This window comes from Synechococcus sp. MU1643 (assembly GCF_020514095.1).
Lineage (GTDB): Bacteria > Cyanobacteriota > Cyanobacteriia > PCC-6307 > Cyanobiaceae > Parasynechococcus.
Map to the genome: position 1 here is coordinate 1 of NZ_VTKY01000001.1, position 15,676 is coordinate 15,676.

Here is a 15,676-nt window from a genome sequence, read left to right on the forward strand (position 1 = left end):
TAGGCCGTTGGGAGAAGAAGGATGCCGGACCAGCCGACAAAAACGAAGCGGTCGCGCTTGAGCCAGTCATCGAGGACGTCAAACCATCCCCGCTGTGGCGCGCGTCCTACAGCGATCGTCATGAGAGGTGAACGGTGCGGAAAGCCGCAGGCTGTGGGATACGCCGCGACCTTAACAATCTTCACGCGACCTGCGGGGCTGATTTGCGTGAGCTGAAACCCGCTGTATCGCTCTGTTTCTTAGGGATTTTTTCCTATTCCGTCCTCAGGGCCTTTCTGCGGTCACAATGGCGCTTCGTTCTGGCTGGTTCATGTCCGCAGCAGTGCTTGAGCAACCTGTGCTCGGCTCCCGTCGTTTCTCGAATTTTCTGGTGGCCTCGGCCGTCACGATTGGGGGCGTGGGCTTCCTCCTGGCTTCGCTGTCGAGTTACCTCGGGCGCGATCTGCTCCCTCTGGGGCACCCCGCTGCGCTGGTGTTTGTCCCCCAGGGCCTGGTGATGGGCTTGTACAGCCTTGCTGCGGCCTTGCTGGCCACCTACCTCTGGTATGTGATCGCTGTGAACGTTGGTGGCGGCAGCAATCGTTTCGATAAGGATGCCGGCGTGGTGACAATTAGTCGCCGTGGTTTTCGCAAACCCGTTCTGGTGGAAATCCCCCTCAAGGACGTCAAGGCGGTGAAGGTTGACGTGCGCGATGGCTTCAATGCGCGCCGCCGTGTCGCCCTGAGAATCCAGGGACGCCGCGACATGCCGCTCACCCGCGTTGGTGAACCGCTTCCTTTGGCGCAGCTGGAGAAGGACGGTGCTGAACTGGCTCGCTTTCTGGGCGTCAACCTTGAGGGCCTTTGATCCGATGCGTCGTCTTCGTTCCTGGACTCTGCTGCTGCTCATCCCGTTGTTGGTGAGTTGCAGCCCATCCCCGCGAGCTTTGGTGGTGACGGGTTGTGCCGATGCTCAGGCGGCCTGCCTGCAGGGGCTGGCCGCCGTCACCATGCAGACGAGCCAGGGCGAGTTCACAATCGAAGTGAACGGCGATGCCGCTCCCCTCACCTCCGGCAATTTCATTGATCTGGTGCGGCGCGGCACCTATGACGGAACGATGTTCCACCGCGTTGTTCGCGAGCCCTTCCCCTTCGTGGTGCAGGGGGGCGATCCGCAATCCAGTGATCGATCGGTTCCCCTGGGGCAGCTCGGCACCGGCAGTTTTGTGGATCCAGATAACGGTCAGGCGCGGATGATCCCGCTTGAGATCAAGTTCCGATCCGAGCCGCAACCCCGTTACAGCAGGGTAAGCACCAACCCTGCTGAACTTGATGCTCTGGAGTTGCCCCATGAGCGTGGGGCGGTGGCCATGGCCCGCTCTCAGGCTCCTGACTCAGCCAGCGCCCAGTTCTATGTGGCATTGCGTCCCTTGCCGGAACTCGACGGTCGTTACGCCGTCTTCGGACGTGTTGTGGATGGCATGGAAGTGGTGGATGCGATCCAGCAAGGGGATCGCATTACCGGTGCAGCAATAAGCGAGTGAACTCAGGCCGGCACGCGGTTCTGGCTTGGAGACACTTTGAGCATTTCCGTGTTCACTCCTGAGGCTCGCTCAAGGGCCACCTTGCCGGTGCGGGCGATTTCCAGGATGCCGAAGGGGGCCATCAACCGTTCAAGGGCCACCAGCTTCCCGGGATCCCCCACCACTTCCAGGGTCAGGGCTTCATCGGCCACGTCCACCACCTTGGCCCTGAACACCTGAACGAGTTCGATCACGGCGCCCCGGGATGTCGCCGGTGCTGAAACTTTGAGCAGCATCAGTTCCCGTTCCACGGCCGGGCGCTGGGTTAGGTCGAGAACCTGAAGTACGTTCACCAGTTTGTCCAGCTGTTTGGTCATCTGCTGGAGCGTCTGGTCATCGCCCTCCACCACCATGGTGAGGCGCGACTGCCCTTCGGCCTCTGCTGGGCCGACGGCCAGACTGTCGATGTTGAAGCCGCGTCGGGCGAAGAGTCCTGCGATCCGGCTGAGTGCGCCGGATTCGTCCTCAACCACCACCGAAAGGGTGTGTTTCATCGCCGCTGGTCGTCCCCTGCCGGTCTGTTCCTCCCAAGTTACGGTCCAGCCAGGGCAACAACACAGCCAGGAATCGATCGGGCGCTTCGTCGTGGGGGCAATGACCGCAGCGATCCAGCACCTTCAGCTCGAGTTCGGAGTGACTGGCGGCCACGGATTCGCCGATGGCTAGGGGTACAAATCGATCCTGACGGCCCCAGATCAGAAGCATGGGTGCCCGCAGTTGTTCGAGCAGTGCAGGGGCTGTAGCGCCTCGGGGACGGTTGGCCATGCCCAGGCTCATGCCCCGCAGGGCCCGGGCGGCTGTGGGGCGTCGGGCAGGACGGGCGATCAGCTGCGCCAGCTCTCGGTCGGATTGGATCGATTGCCAATAGGCCCCCTGAAGCCCGGTTTTGAGTAAGCCAGTGCGCGCGATCAAGGGCACCACAAGCTCAAGCGGAAGCAAGTGCAGCACCAGTGCGAGTAGGCGCCGCTGCCAACGCCGCCGCCAGGGAGCCCGTCGTTTCGGCAGCGGTTGAATCAGGGCAGGGTCCGGTAGGGGCGCGGCGACCACCGCCCGCACCTGGTTCGGTGCCAACACCGCGGCGGTGAGCGCTGTTAAGCCCCCTAGGGAATTGCCGATCACCACCGCTGGCCCCTGTACCACCTGATCGAGGAATGCACAAACCTGCAGGGCCCAGAGCCGGTTGTCCATCGGCCGCGCCGGCTGAGCGGATTGGCCGAATCCCAGCAGGTCCAGGCTGTAGACCCGCCAGCCCTGATCAGCCAGACGTGGCGCGCAGTGGCGCCAGTGTCCGCTGGCTGCGCCGAAACCATGCAACAGCAGCAGCGCAGGGCCCGCTTCAGGGCCGCTGACCCGCCAGTGGCAGGGCCAGCCCCTCCACGGCCAGGTGCTCTGGACACCCCACTCGGCAGTCTGGACAGCAGCAGGCGGCACCCTTCTGACCTCAACCGATCATCACTATCGCGAAGGTTTGGCTGAGCTCAGCCTTGGTCCAGGCTTTTTCAGGCCTGAGTCGCGTCCGGCCCGGGACCTGTCAGTGTTGTTGGCCCGTCACCAGATTCTTCACGCCACGCGGCCCCTGCGCTGGCTTGATCTGATGGCTGGTTGCGGGATCCGGCCCCTGCGCTGGGGGTTGGAGGCGCTGGGCAACCAGGCCGTTGAGACAGAGCTCTGGATCAACGATGGGGATCCAGATCGGCTGCCCCTGATCCAGGCCAATGTGCAGGGGCTGGGGTGTTCAACGCGGCTCACAGCTGATGCCGCAGACCTACTGCTGCACCGGTCGATTGTTCAGCGACACTGGTTCGATTTCATCGACCTTGATGCCTTCGGCTCTCCTGGGCCTCTGATTCAGCCGGCGCTCCAAGCCCTTCGCTTCGACGGCCTGTTGTTTCTGGCCTCCACGGATGGCCGGTCCCCCACTGGCCATGACCGGCCGGGTGCAATCCGCAGCCTTGGAGCCGCCGCTCGCGCCCACCCTTCCAGCTGGGAAATGGCCCTGCGTCAGCAGATCGGGCTGGTGGCGCGGCAAGCCTGGATGCTGGGGCGCGGACTGCAGCCGCTGTTCAGCTTCAGTGAAGGCCGCACCTTTCGTCTGGCCCTGCGCCTGCGGCGCCAGATCCCAGCGGGCGATGAAAAGAAGCTTGGGCTGGTGGCCCGTTGCGAAAGCTGTGGTGCTCAACGGGTGCAGCCTCTGCTCAAGCTCAGCGGCTGGCCGGCCTGTGACTGCGTAGCTGGACAGGGGCGGTGGAGCATCAGCGGCCCGTTGTGGATCGGTCCCTTGCAGGAGCAGAAGCTGTTGCAGCATCTGCTTGCCGATGCTCAACAGCTGGGGCGTCAGCAGATCAGCCCCGCCACGTTTCGGCTGATGCAGCGCCTGCAGGCGGATCCCGGAGATCGCCCCACGGTCTGGCCCACTGATGAGCTGGCTCGGCGGCTGGGCATCGGTGGGCCGCCAGCTCTGGGGCCATTGGTCCAGGCGCTCCAGGCCGCGGGCTATCGCGCCAGTGCCAGCGGCGTCATGGCAGGGCAGGTGCGAACCGATGCTGGATTACCGCAGCTGTTACAGATCTGCACCAGCCTGCGGGGGGAAGGGATTTAAATGGGCGGGCGATCGCTTTGCCCAGACCATGGCTGCTGAGATTTTTGGAACTGCTGCGATTTTCTGGGTCTTGATTCCCGTCGGCCTCGCTGGTGGTGCTCTGCTTCTGAAACTGCAGGGCGACGACTGAAGCAGTCGCTTCGAAGCGGGGGCCATTAGGCTCGCTCCTTCGTAAGGAAGGCGCCGATGCAAGTGCTTGTGGTGGGTGGCACCGGCACCCTGGGACGACAGATCGCCCGTCGTGCTCTTGATGCCGGCCACCAGGTGCGCTGCATGGTGCGGACGCCCCGTAAAGCTGCCTTCCTGCAGGAATGGGGTTGTGAGCTCACCCGGGGCGACCTCTTGGAGCCCGACAGCCTCGATTACGCCCTCGAGGGCATGGATGCCGTGATTGATGCATCCACCAGTCGCCCCAACGATCCCCGCAGCATCTACGAAACGGATTGGGACGGAAAGCTCGAACTGCTTCTTGCCTGTGAACGGGCAGGGGTGAAGCGTTTTGTCTTTCTCTCACTGTTGGGCGCGCATCAGCACCGCGACGTTCCCCTAATGGACATCAAGGCCTGCACGGAGAAGCTGCTGGAGTCCTCGGATCTCGATTACACGATCCTGCAGGGTGCCGCCTTCATGCAGGGGGTGATCAGTCAGTTCGCCATTCCTGTTCTGGAGAGTCAGACCGTGTGGGTCAGTGGTAGCCCCACGGCTATTGCCTACATGAACACTCAGGACATGGCCCGCTTTGCCGTCGCGGCACTCGAGCGGGAGGAAACCGTGCGCGGCACCTACCCCGTTGTAGGCCCCAAGGCCTGGAACACCGGTGAACTGGTCCAGCTCTGTGAACGCTGCAGTGGCAAGACAGCTCGTGTGTTCCGGGTGCAGCCATTCTTGATCAACCTGATGCAGGGGGTGGCGTCCTTCTTTGAACCCGCCGTCAACGTGGCAGAGAGGTTGGCTTTCGCTGAGGTCACCGGCAGCGGTCAGACCCTGGATGCCCCTATGCAAAACAGCTATGCCGCCTTCGGTCTTGAGGCCTCGGAGGCCACGGACATGGAGGGCTACATCGGCGAGTACTACGACACGATCCTGAAGCGCCTGCGCGAAATGGAAGCCGATCTCGACAAAGATGCGAAGAAAAAGCTGCCTTTCTGAACCTTGATCCCTCTTGGTTCTTTTGTACTATCGCCTTAACTAATTCCTACCTTATGGCTGTCGCTCAGCTCAAAAACCTGCAGCGGCGTCTGCAGCTGTTGTCGGATGAGGCGGAACAGGGCCTCAACCGCGTTTGCGGCCATGAGCTATGGAAGTCGGTGGGCCCCGATGCGGTGGATGGTATGGCTGATCCCGACCGACGGGCCGAGGCCAACTACTGGTATGGCCAGTGGAATGTGGTGCGTGAGCTGCAGGAGGCAATCGGCTGATGGCGGAGTCGTGTTGTTCGTCCCCAGTGCCGCAGTCTCTGGATCAAACTCAGGCGGTTGAAGCCCGCTATGGAGCTGCTGCCCAAGAGCAGGAACCCTGCCTTTGCACCCCGGTCGGCTTCGACCCTGCCCTGCTCAGGGTGATTCCGGAAGCTGTCATTGACCGTGATTACGGCTGTGGTGATCCCACCCGTTGGGTCAAGCAGGGGGACCGCGTGCTCGACCTGGGCAGCGGCAGCGGCAAAAACGCCTTCATCTGTAGCCAAATCGTCGGGGCATCTGGTCATGTGACCGGAGTGGATCGCAACGCCGACATGCTGGCCCTGTCGCGTGAAGCGATCCCGGTTGTTGCCTCAGCCGTGGGGTTCGACAACGTCCGTTTTGTTGATGGAGCCATCGAAGCCCTGGATGCCCCCACGGCAACAGGTGAACCCCTGATCGCTGATGGTTCGATCGATGTGGTGCTGAGCAACTGTGTGCTCAACCTGGTGAACCCGTCGGCACGGGACAGGCTTCTGGCCAACATTCGGCGGGTCCTGCTCCCCGGTGGTCGCGTCGCCATCAGCGACATCGTTTGCGATCAGGTGGTGCCCCTGCGGTTGCAGCAGGACCCTGATCTCTGGAGCGGTTGCATCAGCGGCGCCTGGCAAGAGCAGGCGTTCCTGAAGGCCTTTGAAGCTCTTGGCTTTGAGCAAGTTCGCTACGCCGATCGGAGTGAGCAGCCCTGGCGTGTGGTGGAAGACATTGAATTCCGGGCGGTCACCCTCGTCGGCGTCCTCCCCGCCGAGGCCCAGCGCTCGAGCTGCTGCTGATCAGGCGGTTCAGCCGTTCCTGTTCGACAGCCGTCACCGCACGCCAAGTACCGGGTTGAAGGCCCGCGAGGTCCAGCGCTGGACCGTTGTCCATTAAGTCGATACAGCAGCGCACCAAACGCAACGTTGGCAGGCCAACAGCAGCTGTCATCCGGCGCACTTGCCGGTTGCGCCCCTCGGTGAGGGACAGCTGCAGCCAACTTGTGGGAATCGCAGCGCGGTAACGAATTGGAGGGGTTCTGTCGGGCAACTGCAGTTGCTCCTGACCCTGAAGCCAGTGCACTTTCGCAGGCAAGGTGCGGCGCCCCTGAACCACAACCCCATCGCGAAGCTGTTGCAGTTGATCGGTGTTGGGGGTTCCTTCCACCTGCGCCCAGTAGCTGCGCCAGTGCCCAAAGCGAGGGTCAGTGAGGCGCTGTTGCAGTCGGCCATTGTTGGTGAGGATCAGCAGCCCCTCGCTGTCGGCGTCGAGGCGTCCTGCGGCATACACCTCGGGCACATCAACAAAGTCGCTCAGGCAACGCCAGCGGCTTCCTTCTTCCGGCGTGAATTGACTTAAAACCCCGAAGGGCTTGTTCAGCAGCAACGTCGTCAAGTCAGCTTGCGTTTTCGCGCATCCTCCACAGGTTGACCACGCCAATGGAGATCAGCAGCAGGCCGAGATCCAGGCTCAACGGGGGGAGAATCACGGACGGCGGATGTGTGTCGGCGTTGGAGCCTAAGGGCTGTGTTCTCTCTGCGGGGTGCAAGTGGCCTTCTAAACTGACTTCAGCAAGACAGAACTGGCGACCAGCGCATGATCGAAACCTCGGGTGTGATCGAGAAGGAACAGGGCAACGGGTTCTATCTGGTCACCCTCGAGCAGCCTGCTGGTCACCAATGCCTCTGCAGAGCCGCTGGAAAGCTCACCAAGTTCCGGATCAAATTGCTTGCTGGTGACAAGGTGCTGGTGGAGATCAGCCCCTACGACCTCACCCGCGGCCGAATCACCTACCGAGAGCGCAATGCCGGTGCTCCTGGCGGTCGTCCCGGCGGCAACCGTCCCGGCGGACCGCGCCGTCGCTGAGGGCCGCTGCCCTCAGGCGGGTGTCTGAAGACAAGCTTCAATTGCAGCTTTGAATTCACTGCGCTGTTTTACGCCGCGCCACTGCTTGACCATCGCCTTGTTGTGGAACAGCTGCACGGTGGGTGTGCCATTCACTCCGGCCTGTTCGGCGATCTCCTGATCGGCCTCGATGTCGATGACAACGGCCTGGGCGGATCCAGCAAGTTCTTGAATCACCCGCTGCAACTGGGGCTTCAGCACGTGGCAAGGCCCGCAGCTGGGTGAGGTGTAAATCACCAGCAGAGGCTTGGCGCTGTCGTGGTAGAGCTTGCGTAGGGCAAAGCTTCCTTTCTGCCACAGCCCTTGGGGGTCGTAGGTGGCTTCTGTGGTCACATCCACATTCACAGGACGTTCTGCCACCGCCGGCTCCACCTGCTCACGCTGCACCCGAGTGGCCAGGTTGTGGTGACTCAGCCAGCGCTCCGCTGCCAAGGCCGCCTTGCATCCACTGCCAGCTGCGGTGATGCCCTGTCGCCATTCGGCATCGGCCACATCCCCGGCTGCGAAGACGCCTTCCATTGACGTCTCCGGCCGTCCCGGCTCCGTTGTCAGATAACCCTTCCGGTCCAGATCCAATTGCCCATGAAGCAGATCGGTGTTTGGGGTGTGTCCGATGGCATAGAAGAGGCCTTTGACGGAGAGGGTGGTTGAGCTGCCCTCAACGCGATTGCGCAGGGTCATCGACTGCATCCAGTCGTCCCCGCTCACGTCATCGATCTCACTGTTCCAGTGCACCGTGATCGCGTCGTTGGCAAACACCCGATCAGCCATGGCGGCACTGGCGCGGAGTTTGTCGGAGCGCACCACCAGATGCACATGGCTTCCGTATTTGGTCAGATACACCGCCTCTTCACAGGCGGAGTCACCGCCGCCCACCACGGCGAGTTCCTCATTGCGGAACTGAGGTGTGGCGCCGTCACAGATCGCGCAGGCGCTAATACCTTTGCTCCAGAAGGTTTCCTCCGAGGGCAGTTGGAGACGGTTGGCACTGGCGCCGGTGGCAACCACCAGGGCGTGGGTGCGGATGGTCTGTCCTTCGACCTCAAGGCGATAGGGCTTGGCGCTGAGATCAATGCTGTCGGCATCCGCTTCCAGCAGGTGGGTGCCCCACCGCACCGCCTGGGCCTTCATTAAGTCCATCAGATCGGGGCCGAGCACACCGTCAGGGAAGCCCGGGAAATTCTCAACATGGGTAGTGGTCATCAACTGGCCGCCAGGGATTCCGCCGCGTTGAAATCCAGTGACCAGAAGCGGTTGCAGGTTGGCCCTTGCTGCATAGATGGCAGCTGTGTAACCGGCTGGCCCTGAGCCAACGATGACCAGATTTTCGATGTGATCCTGACCGGCTTGACCCACCGCTTAAGCGAACTGACTATGAGTTAAATCTAAAGCCCTGTCAGAAGCCTGCGTGAGGAAATGCTTGAGGATGAACGAATGGGATTTAGAAGAGTTTAAGAAAATATTCAGATTTCGACTTGTGAGTCGTTGGAGGTGGGGTCGTGAATCGGGCGTCGTTTGCTTGGGTTGCGCGGAACCGCCAAAACATTGGCCTCAAGCATCTCAACGTTTTCACCGATGCATGTGATCCATTCGCAGAATTCTTGCGTTATCGCGTAACTGTCTTCATAGCGCTCTTCCTTGTCCAGGACTGCAATGCGAGTGGATGCCCAGCCCGTTGCAACGACGATCCGACGTTCCATTGCAGCGTCCATGACTATCTCCTCGACGTTGATCAGGTTGACGGATTGGGGGCCCCATTCGACCGTCCATTTGCAGATATTCGCATTTTCCTCTGGCTAATGCTGTGCTCAGCGCTGCAAAAAAGCGGGCAATTCGGGCGTTTTTAGCCGGATGACAGCGCCGGCTCCGTCCTCCACGGCTTCCAGGGGAAGGCTTGGTCCGCGCCAGGCTCCGACCTCCAGCTGCTCGTCCTTGGCCGCCTGCTCATGAGGGCGAAGCACGTAGGGCTCGGCCACCGACCATGAGCGGGCGTAGTCCATCAGTAGTGGGTCCGCTGGAGCAAAGACGAAGGAGGCTTCCCTGGGAATGGCTTCGCGGGCGGCCAGTTCGGGCGTCATCCGCACGGCCCGGGTGATGCCCTGCACAAAGCGGCTTCGGGTCACCACGGTGGTCAGGTAGGCCACCACCCGTAGACGTGGCGCATCAAAGCCTTCCGCGCACATGTCGATGCTCACTAGCCAATCGGCGTTACCGCTTTGGAAGGCGTTCAAGCGCTCCGTTGCTTGGGGGCTCTGGGAATGGATCAACTCCACCCGGTTGCCGTCGTCAATCAACACTCGGCTGATGGCCTCGGCGTGGCTGATATCGCGGGCGATCACAAGGCCAGCAGCCTGCGGCTGCCGCTCGTGCAACTGATTCAGCTTCTGCTGGGCGCGCAGCAGAACCTGCTGGCCAATGCTGCTGCTGTCGGCCAGACGGATGGCGCGACGCAGGTTGCGCGCGCGCCAGCTTTCCCGTTGTTCAGCCGATAGGGGGGAAACGTCACGGTCGGGTTGTCCTTCGCGGCTGTGTTCCACCCAGCCGTCCTGAAAGCGAAACTCCAGGGGGCGCACATCCCCTGCGGCGATCAAGTCCCTGGGTTCAACGCAGAGGTCCGGACGGATTTGCTCAACCCACCCACCGCCATCCAGCCGTACGCGGATGCGCCGGGCTGCGCAGAACGCCAGGTTGTCGGCACGAAAGGGGGTCCCTGTGAGCCCCAGGCGCAGCCGCAGGCTGCTGGTCATCTCCAGAAAAGTCTGCCCCCATGCGGTGGCGTCCGGCTCGTTGGGATTGACGCCGAGATGGTGGGCCTCATCGGCGATCGCCATGCAGGCGCTCAGGCCCCATCGCGCGAGCCGTGCTCCCAGAGCCTCGCGCTGGCGACCGGCACCCTGATAGGTCACCAACAAGCCATCGGCGTCTTGGCTTTGCTCCGGCGGGCAGGGCCACTCCTCCAGCCGCAAGCCAAGACGCGCCGCTGCGGATTTCCATTGATTGAGGATTGAGGTTCGGTGGCAAAAGACCACGAAATGGTCCAGCCGGCCTTGATCTCGCATGGCGCGGAATCCCAGCAAGGCCCCGAGGGTTTTGCCTGCCCCTGGGCCTGCAAACACCAACAGGTCGCGGCTGCTGCCCTCAAGCTCGAGCCTGCGACGCAGCAGCTGGATCAGCTGTTGCTGCCACTGCCGGGGTTGGACGGGGGAGCGGCTTAGCTCGGTATTGTGGGTTCCCGGGAGATTGAAGCTGACAGCTGAGATATCACCTCTCGGTAAGATGAGTCTTTTTAACCATTCTTTTGTGCTGTGGCATCTCTACTGTCCGGCCATCAGCTCCATCGGGATCGGGTCCCGCCCATCGCCATGGCCCAACGTCGTTTTTTCAGCAGCCCCCTCGACCAGCAGCGCGACCAACTCGATGGCTGCTGGGAACTCGATTGCGACATCGATCCGTTGATTCTTCGGGCACGCGTCCTGCACCGCCGCGGCGAGGTGAACTGGGCCGTGGGCCTCGAACAGGAAGTGCTGCCGATCGTTTGAGCCGGCAGCATGTCTTGAATAAACGCCCCTGCTTCAGAGCGCTTCGGCGTGGTTGACTACGAGGTGCTCCACTTCCATTAAGGCCTCTTCTGAGGCGGTGCGGGCGGCAGTGAAATCCCCCTTGGCTGAATCCAGCAGCTGTTGAGCGAGCCGATCCAGCAGCTCTTCTTTCCGTTCCTCAAGCATCGCCACGATTTCGGTTTCCACCAGGGTGCGCACAGCCTTAATGCGTAGGTCATCGTTTTCCGCTTCCGCGAAGGTGCCCTGCACGAGTTCCTGGATGAACAGGCGGTGCACTTCGCTGCTGCGCAAGAAGCTTTCCGTGGCGTTGATCATCCCGTCCACCAGGGTGCGATCGGGTTCGCTTTCGCCGTCGTTGAGCTTGAACTCCCAGTCGAGATGTCGGCGCTGCCAGCCGGCTGTGTGCAGGCTCGGCATCACGCTTTGCGAAAAAGTGTCGACGGAGATTTCATAGATCCGCTCCGCCAGCCGTTCACACCAGCCTTTGCCGTGCAACTGGAGGGTGGACTGCATGGTTTCCCGTTCGACGGCATGTCCACCGTGGTGGCTGTGGCAGAGACCGTCGGGACACTCGATTGCGCTGAGACCCATGGGAAGCACAGAGGGTGCACTTCACGTAGCAAGAACGACAGAAGCTCTGTGCGTTCTTCAGGAAGTTTCCCCGATCTCGAGAAGGCGACCTTCTACCCTGTGCCGGGTCGGTGGTTGTGTTCGCCTTGCCCAGACTTCTTATACCGGTGGAGTCGATTCCGGGAGAAACCCGTGTCGCGGCAACACCGGACACGGTCAAGAAATTTATTTCCTTGGGCTGCAGCGTCGTAGTCGAACGCGGAGCCGGTACCCCCTCCGGACACCTCGATGAGGCTTACGCCGCGCAAGGCGCGGAGCTCATGGAGTTGGGAGACACGTCGGCCTGGTTCCAGGCCGACGTGTTGCTCTGTGTTCAAGCACCGAGCGCAGCCACTTTGGCCCGCCTGCGCCAGGGAGCGCTGGTGGTTGGTCTGCTCTCCCCCTACGCCAACGAAGAGCTGACGGCCGCCCTGAAGCGCAGCGGCCTCTCCGCCATGGCGCTCGAGCTTTTGCCCCGGATTAGCCGGGCGCAGTCTGCCGATGCGCTGTCCTCCCAGGCCAACATCGCTGGCTATAAGTCGGTGCTGCTGGCCTCCGCCGCGCTGGACCGTTACTTCCCGATGCTGATGACGGCAGCGGGCACCGTTCAGCCAGCCAAGGTGGTGATTCTCGGAGCGGGTGTGGCAGGGCTGCAGGCTGTGGCCACAGCGCGACGTCTGGGTGCAGTGGTGTATGTCAGTGACATCAGGCCTGCGGTGAAAGAACAGGTCGAATCCCTTGGAGCTCGTTTCATCGAGCCCCCAGAGATGGAGGAGAAGCCTGCGGAATCCGGTGGCTATGCCAAACAGGCTTCCGACGCCTTCCTTGCAGCCCAGCGTCAGCAGCTGTCGGATCAGCTGGCCGAGGCCGACGTGGCCATCTGCACCGCCCAGGTGCCGGGCCGTCGCGCTCCGCGTCTGATCAGCGAAGACATGCTTGATCGGATGCGCCCCGGTGCGGTGGTGGTTGACCTGGCCGTAGCCCAGGGCGGCAACTGTGCCGACACCGTTCCTGGCCAGACCGTGGATCGCAAGGGTGTGAAGCTGATCGGTGGTAATGATCTGCCCTGCAGTGTGCCCAATCACGCCAGTGCGCTTTACGCCCGCAACCTTGTGGCTCTGCTGGAGCCCACCTTGAATGACGGCGTCCTCAGCCTCGATCCCGAGGATGAACTAATTGCCGGTTGTCTGATTGCCCAGGACGGCAGCATTCGTCGTGGCGATGTTCTTACCCCAGGTTCCAACTGATGTTTGTTGAATTCCTCTGGGTTCTCCTGCTTGGCAGCCTGCTTGGGCTGGAGTTGATCGGCAAGGTCCCCCCCACCCTGCACACTCCCTTGATGAGTGGTGCCAATGCCATCTCGGGCATCACCGTGTTGGCAGCGCTCACCGCCATCATCAAGGCTGGCGATAACACTGTGGTGTTGTTGCTTGGTTCCGTCTCGCTGGGCTTTGCCCTGTTCAACGTGATCGGGGGCTTCCTCGTGACCGATCGGATGCTGGCCATGTTCAGCCGCAAGCCTGCTCGTAAGGAGAACCGCTGATGACTGACCTTCTCAAATACGCGATCGAGCTGGTTGCGGTTCTGTTGCTGGCACTTGGCATCAAGGGTCTCTCCAAGGTGCGTTCTGCCCGGGGTGCAAACCAGCTGGCCGCTCTGGCCATGGGCCTTGCGGTGTTTGGTCTGTTGCTCAATTACCTCGGCACCAGCGGCATCAGCATCGCCGCCTGGACCTGGATCATTGCCGGAACGTTGGTGGGGGGTGTGCTCGGTGCCATCACCGCCCAACGGGTGCCGATGACGTCGATGCCTGAGACGGTTGCCCTCTTTAACGGCTGCGGTGGCATGTCGTCGCTGCTGGTGGCCTTGGCTGCGGCGCTTTACCCGGCGGTCCTTGATGCGGCAGGCCCCGTGGCAGTGGTGTCGATCGTTGTCTCCGTGTTCGTGGGTGCGATCACCTTCACTGGTTCGATCGTTGCCATGGCCAAGCTGCAGGGTTGGCTGTCCACGCCGGACTGGATGCAGAGCAGGGCGCGCCATGCAGTGAACATCGCGCTGGCAGTGGCATCCCTGGTGGGTGCCGTTGAGATGCTGCGCAACGCTGATTCGAGCACCGGCCTCTGGCTGGTGGTGGTGGCCTCTGGACTGCTGGGTATCGGGGTGACGCTGCCGATCGGTGGCGCCGACATGCCCGTGGTGATTTCCCTGCTCAACAGCTATTCCGGTGTGGCTGCGGCTGCTGCCGGTTTCGTGGTGGGTAGCCAGTTGTTGATCGTGGCCGGTGCCATGGTTGGTGCTGCGGGCCTGATCCTCACCCAGGTGATGTGCAATGGCATGAACCGTTCCTTGGTGTCTGTGCTGTTTGGTGGCGCCCTTGGGGCCACGGCGGCCACCGGTGGCGGCGGTGGTGAATACACAAACATCACCAGTTGCAGTGTTGAGGAATGCGCCCTCACCCTTGAGGCTGCTGAACGGGTGGTGATTGTTCCGGGCTATGGCTTGGCCGTGGCTCAGGCTCAACACACGCTCAGGGAAGTGACTCGCGTGCTCGAAAGCGCAGGCATAGATGTTGCTTACGCTATTCACCCGGTGGCCGGCCGCATGCCGGGGCATATGAACGTGCTTCTGGCTGAGGCGGATGTGCCCTACGAGCAGCTTCAGGAGATGGATCAAATCAACCCAGAGTTCCCCGCTACCGATGTGGTCTTGGTGCTGGGTGCCAATGATGTGGTCAATCCCCAGGCCAAGAGCGACCCCAATTCGCCGCTCTACGGCATGCCGGTTCTGGATGTGCAGGATGCCCGCACGGTGTTTGTGGTGAAACGAGGCATGAGCGCTGGTTACTCCGGCATCAAGAACGATCTCTTCGAGTTAGCCAATACTTCGATGTTGTTCGGTGATGCCAAGAAAGTGCTCGGCGATCTTCTGGTGGAACTGAAGGATCTGGGCCTAGGCAAGAAGTGATGGGGCGCGGCGTGGATAACCCCCAGCTGCGCGAGCGGCTGGGGGTTCCGTCGTTTGAGCAGCGCTGGCCCTGGGTCGGTGGTGACCTGCAAACCCTCCGCGACACCCTGCGCGAGGTGGATCTTCCCCACGATCAAGGGGTACCGATCGAAATCCCCGTGCCAGCTCTGCCTAGTGGGGCTGCGGCTGCAGGGTCTCTGCTTGCCCTGCTCGATCAGCCGAAAGGGGAACCCAGAGGTTTTGTTCTCCTGCTCCATGGCCTGGGGGGATCCAGTTCTCGGGAAGGCCTGAGGCGGATGGGGGTAGCGCTGCAAGCTGCGGGTTTCGCCGTTTTGCGGCTGAATCTGCGCGGTGCGGATCCAGGCCGGCATTTGGCGGGTGGCACCTACGCAGCGCGTTGCAACAGCGATCTGCTGCCGGTGATTGCCCGGGCGCGAATGTTGGCGGCGGGGCGACCGCTGCTAGGAGCGGGCATCTCCCTGGGCGGCACGATGCTGCTCAATGCTGCACTGGCCTCGCCCGGTGTGCTTGATGGCGTCTTTTGTGCAAGCAGTCCCCTGGATCTGGCCGCTTGCAGCTCCTCGATCGAGCGACCGCGCAATCGGGTCTACCAACGCTGGCTGCTCAAGCGGTTGGTGCGTCAGACCTTGGCGGATCCCTTTGGGGTGAGCCACGACGAGGAGGTCAACTTGCAAGCAACGCCCCCTCGTTCGATCCGTGATTTCGATAGTGCCGTGACGGCTCCCCGCTGGGGGTTTGCGGATGTGGAGGCTTACTACCGCGAAGCCTCACCCCTGCAGCATCTCGTGCCTGCCTGCAAAGCGATGCCTCCCACTTTGCTGCTGCAGGCCCTGGATGACCCCTGGGTTCCAGCGTCATCCGCGATGGATCTCGCTGAGGTGCTGCCGCCGGAGGCTGCGATTCGCACGTTGTTCACGCCTCGGGGAGGGCATAACGGCTTTCATGGCCGTGACGGCTGCTGGGGGGATCAGCTGGCGGCGGCCTGGCTCAGAGATGTTGTTGCCGGCTAAGCCGTGATCCCATCTG

The 15,676-nt window shown here is 62.1% G+C and carries 20 protein-coding genes and 1 pseudogene; 13 read left to right on the plus strand and 8 right to left on the minus strand.

Going from position 1 to position 15,676, the window contains the following annotated elements; genetic code table 11:
* A pseudogene (locus FZX09_RS00005) lies at positions 1 to 122 on the minus strand (photosystem II D2 protein (photosystem q(a) protein)); the annotation flags it as partial.
* A 188-nt stretch (positions 123 to 310) separates the two neighbouring features.
* Here FZX09_RS00005 and FZX09_RS00010 point away from each other — a divergent pair.
* Together FZX09_RS00010 and FZX09_RS00015 are read left to right on the plus strand one after the other, a co-directional pair.
* The gene (locus tag FZX09_RS00010; protein WP_226399065.1) at positions 311 to 847 is read left to right on the plus strand and encodes a photosystem I assembly protein Ycf4; all 537 of its coding nucleotides are present in this window, start codon (positions 311 to 313) and stop codon (positions 845 to 847) included.
* Between the two features lie 4 nt (positions 848 to 851).
* Positions 852 to 1,523 carry a peptidylprolyl isomerase gene (locus tag FZX09_RS00015; RefSeq protein WP_226399066.1) on the plus strand — a complete coding sequence of 224 codons (672 nt, stop codon included), beginning with the start codon at positions 852 to 854 and terminating at the stop codon, positions 1,521 to 1,523.
* 2 nt (positions 1,524 to 1,525) lie between these two features.
* Here FZX09_RS00015 and ilvN read toward each other — a convergent pair whose 3' ends face one another.
* Positions 1,526 to 2,056 (minus strand): acetolactate synthase small subunit, encoded by a 531-nt coding sequence (gene ilvN / locus FZX09_RS00020; RefSeq protein WP_226399067.1) that lies wholly within the window; start codon positions 2,054 to 2,056, stop codon positions 1,526 to 1,528.
* Positions 2,028 to 2,993: an alpha/beta fold hydrolase gene (locus FZX09_RS00025; RefSeq protein ID WP_226399068.1), complete on the minus strand. Its 966-nt coding sequence runs from the start codon at positions 2,991 to 2,993 to the stop codon at positions 2,028 to 2,030. The genes ilvN and FZX09_RS00025 overlap by 29 nt, the downstream gene beginning before the upstream one ends.
* A gap of 4 nt (positions 2,994 to 2,997) precedes the next feature.
* Here FZX09_RS00025 and FZX09_RS00030 point away from each other — a divergent pair, with 4 nt between their 5' ends.
* The 5 genes from FZX09_RS00030 to FZX09_RS00050 are packed head-to-tail and all read left to right on the plus strand — an operon-like array spanning position 2,998 to position 6,391.
* Positions 2,998 to 4,161, plus strand: a complete 1,164-nt coding sequence (locus FZX09_RS00030; RefSeq protein WP_370624172.1) for a N2,N2-dimethylguanosine tRNA methyltransferase — start codon at positions 2,998 to 3,000, stop codon at positions 4,159 to 4,161.
* 28 nt (positions 4,162 to 4,189) lie between these two features.
* On the plus strand, positions 4,190 to 4,291 hold the full coding sequence (gene petM, locus FZX09_RS00035; RefSeq protein ID WP_011364936.1) for a cytochrome b6-f complex subunit PetM: 102 nt from the start codon (positions 4,190 to 4,192) through the stop codon (positions 4,289 to 4,291).
* A gap of 56 nt (positions 4,292 to 4,347) precedes the next feature.
* Positions 4,348 to 5,310, plus strand: a complete 963-nt coding sequence (locus FZX09_RS00040; protein WP_226399070.1) for an NAD(P)H-binding protein — start codon at positions 4,348 to 4,350, stop codon at positions 5,308 to 5,310.
* Between the two features lie 53 nt (positions 5,311 to 5,363).
* Positions 5,364 to 5,579: a hypothetical protein gene (locus tag FZX09_RS00045; protein ID WP_011364934.1), complete on the plus strand. Its 216-nt coding sequence runs from the start codon at positions 5,364 to 5,366 to the stop codon at positions 5,577 to 5,579.
* On the plus strand, positions 5,579 to 6,391 hold the full coding sequence (locus FZX09_RS00050; protein WP_226399071.1) for a methyltransferase domain-containing protein: 813 nt from the start codon (positions 5,579 to 5,581) through the stop codon (positions 6,389 to 6,391). Before FZX09_RS00045 ends, FZX09_RS00050 begins: the two co-directional genes overlap by 1 nt.
* On the opposite strand, the gene FZX09_RS00055 is transcribed toward FZX09_RS00050, so the two are convergent.
* Entirely contained in the window at positions 6,339 to 6,986 is a 648-nt protein-coding gene (locus FZX09_RS00055; RefSeq protein ID WP_226399072.1) for a pseudouridine synthase, read from the minus strand. The genes FZX09_RS00050 and FZX09_RS00055 overlap by 53 nt on opposite strands.
* Positions 6,987 to 7,187: 201 nt before the next feature.
* Here FZX09_RS00055 and infA point away from each other — a divergent pair, with 201 nt between their 5' ends.
* Positions 7,188 to 7,457, plus strand: coding sequence for a translation initiation factor IF-1 (gene infA, locus FZX09_RS00060; RefSeq protein WP_006041809.1), 270 nt, complete (start codon positions 7,188 to 7,190; stop codon positions 7,455 to 7,457).
* A gap of 12 nt (positions 7,458 to 7,469) precedes the next feature.
* Here infA and trxB read toward each other — a convergent pair whose 3' ends face one another.
* The 3 genes from trxB to FZX09_RS00075 form a co-directional block, all read right to left on the minus strand.
* On the minus strand, positions 7,470 to 8,852 hold the full coding sequence (gene trxB, locus FZX09_RS00065) for a thioredoxin-disulfide reductase (RefSeq protein ID WP_226399073.1): 1,383 nt from the start codon (positions 8,850 to 8,852) through the stop codon (positions 7,470 to 7,472).
* Between the two features lie 107 nt (positions 8,853 to 8,959).
* Entirely contained in the window at positions 8,960 to 9,208 is a 249-nt protein-coding gene (locus FZX09_RS00070) for a hypothetical protein (protein WP_226399074.1), read from the minus strand.
* 96 nt (positions 9,209 to 9,304) lie between these two features.
* Entirely contained in the window at positions 9,305 to 10,756 is a 1,452-nt protein-coding gene (locus FZX09_RS00075) for a DEAD/DEAH box helicase family protein (protein WP_226400283.1), read from the minus strand.
* Positions 10,757 to 10,801: 45 nt separating this feature from the next.
* On the opposite strand from FZX09_RS00075, the gene FZX09_RS00080 reads away from it, so the two are divergent.
* A complete protein-coding gene (locus FZX09_RS00080) occupies positions 10,802 to 11,035 on the plus strand; it encodes a hypothetical protein (protein WP_226399075.1) in 234 nt (77 codons plus the stop codon).
* A 33-nt stretch (positions 11,036 to 11,068) separates the two neighbouring features.
* Here FZX09_RS00080 and FZX09_RS00085 read toward each other — a convergent pair whose 3' ends face one another.
* The gene (locus FZX09_RS00085; protein ID WP_226399076.1) at positions 11,069 to 11,647 is read right to left on the minus strand and encodes an EF-1 guanine nucleotide exchange domain-containing protein; all 579 of its coding nucleotides are present in this window, start codon (positions 11,645 to 11,647) and stop codon (positions 11,069 to 11,071) included.
* Between the two features lie 125 nt (positions 11,648 to 11,772).
* Between FZX09_RS00085 and FZX09_RS00090 the strand changes: the two genes are divergently transcribed.
* From FZX09_RS00090 to FZX09_RS00105, 4 genes are read left to right on the plus strand one after another with little or no spacing between them, the layout of a single operon-like run.
* Positions 11,773 to 12,912 carry a Re/Si-specific NAD(P)(+) transhydrogenase subunit alpha gene (locus FZX09_RS00090; protein WP_226399077.1) on the plus strand — a complete coding sequence of 380 codons (1,140 nt, stop codon included), beginning with the start codon at positions 11,773 to 11,775 and terminating at the stop codon, positions 12,910 to 12,912.
* Complete coding sequence (locus tag FZX09_RS00095) at positions 12,912 to 13,208, plus strand: NAD(P) transhydrogenase subunit alpha (protein ID WP_115025338.1); 297 nt, start codon at positions 12,912 to 12,914, stop codon at positions 13,206 to 13,208. Before FZX09_RS00090 ends, FZX09_RS00095 begins: the two co-directional genes overlap by 1 nt.
* Positions 13,208 to 14,629, plus strand: coding sequence for an NAD(P)(+) transhydrogenase (Re/Si-specific) subunit beta (locus FZX09_RS00100; RefSeq protein WP_226399078.1), 1,422 nt, complete (start codon positions 13,208 to 13,210; stop codon positions 14,627 to 14,629). Before FZX09_RS00095 ends, FZX09_RS00100 begins: the two co-directional genes overlap by 1 nt.
* On the plus strand, positions 14,629 to 15,660 hold the full coding sequence (locus FZX09_RS00105) for a YheT family hydrolase (RefSeq protein WP_226399079.1): 1,032 nt from the start codon (positions 14,629 to 14,631) through the stop codon (positions 15,658 to 15,660). Before FZX09_RS00100 ends, FZX09_RS00105 begins: the two co-directional genes overlap by 1 nt.
* Positions 15,661 to 15,676 lie beyond the last annotated feature (16 nt).

What these genes read in the sequence shown, in the direction of transcription:
- ilvN (WP_226399067.1), bottom strand. Translation starts at nt 2,056, where the DNA reads ATGAAACACACCCTTTCGGTGGTGGTTGAGGACGAATCCGGCGCACTC.
- FZX09_RS00085 (WP_226399076.1), bottom strand. Translation starts at nt 11,647, where the DNA reads ATGGGTCTCAGCGCAATCGAGTGTCCCGACGGTCTCTGCCACAGCCAC.
- FZX09_RS00010 (WP_226399065.1), top strand. Translation starts at nt 311, where the DNA reads ATGTCCGCAGCAGTGCTTGAGCAACCTGTGCTCGGCTCCCGTCGTTTC.
- FZX09_RS00015 (WP_226399066.1), top strand. Translation starts at nt 852, where the DNA reads ATGCGTCGTCTTCGTTCCTGGACTCTGCTGCTGCTCATCCCGTTGTTG.
- infA (WP_006041809.1), top strand. Translation starts at nt 7,188, where the DNA reads ATGATCGAAACCTCGGGTGTGATCGAGAAGGAACAGGGCAACGGGTTC.
- FZX09_RS00045 (WP_011364934.1), top strand. Translation starts at nt 5,364, where the DNA reads ATGGCTGTCGCTCAGCTCAAAAACCTGCAGCGGCGTCTGCAGCTGTTG.
- FZX09_RS00040 (WP_226399070.1), top strand. Translation starts at nt 4,348, where the DNA reads ATGCAAGTGCTTGTGGTGGGTGGCACCGGCACCCTGGGACGACAGATC.
- FZX09_RS00050 (WP_226399071.1), top strand. Translation starts at nt 5,579, where the DNA reads ATGGCGGAGTCGTGTTGTTCGTCCCCAGTGCCGCAGTCTCTGGATCAA.
- FZX09_RS00070 (WP_226399074.1), bottom strand. Translation starts at nt 9,208, where the DNA reads ATGGACGCTGCAATGGAACGTCGGATCGTCGTTGCAACGGGCTGGGCA.
- FZX09_RS00095 (WP_115025338.1), top strand. Translation starts at nt 12,912, where the DNA reads ATGTTTGTTGAATTCCTCTGGGTTCTCCTGCTTGGCAGCCTGCTTGGG.
- petM (WP_011364936.1), top strand. Translation starts at nt 4,190, where the DNA reads ATGGCTGCTGAGATTTTTGGAACTGCTGCGATTTTCTGGGTCTTGATT.
- FZX09_RS00100 (WP_226399078.1), top strand. Translation starts at nt 13,208, where the DNA reads ATGACTGACCTTCTCAAATACGCGATCGAGCTGGTTGCGGTTCTGTTG.
- FZX09_RS00105 (WP_226399079.1), top strand. Translation starts at nt 14,629, where the DNA reads ATGGGGCGCGGCGTGGATAACCCCCAGCTGCGCGAGCGGCTGGGGGTT.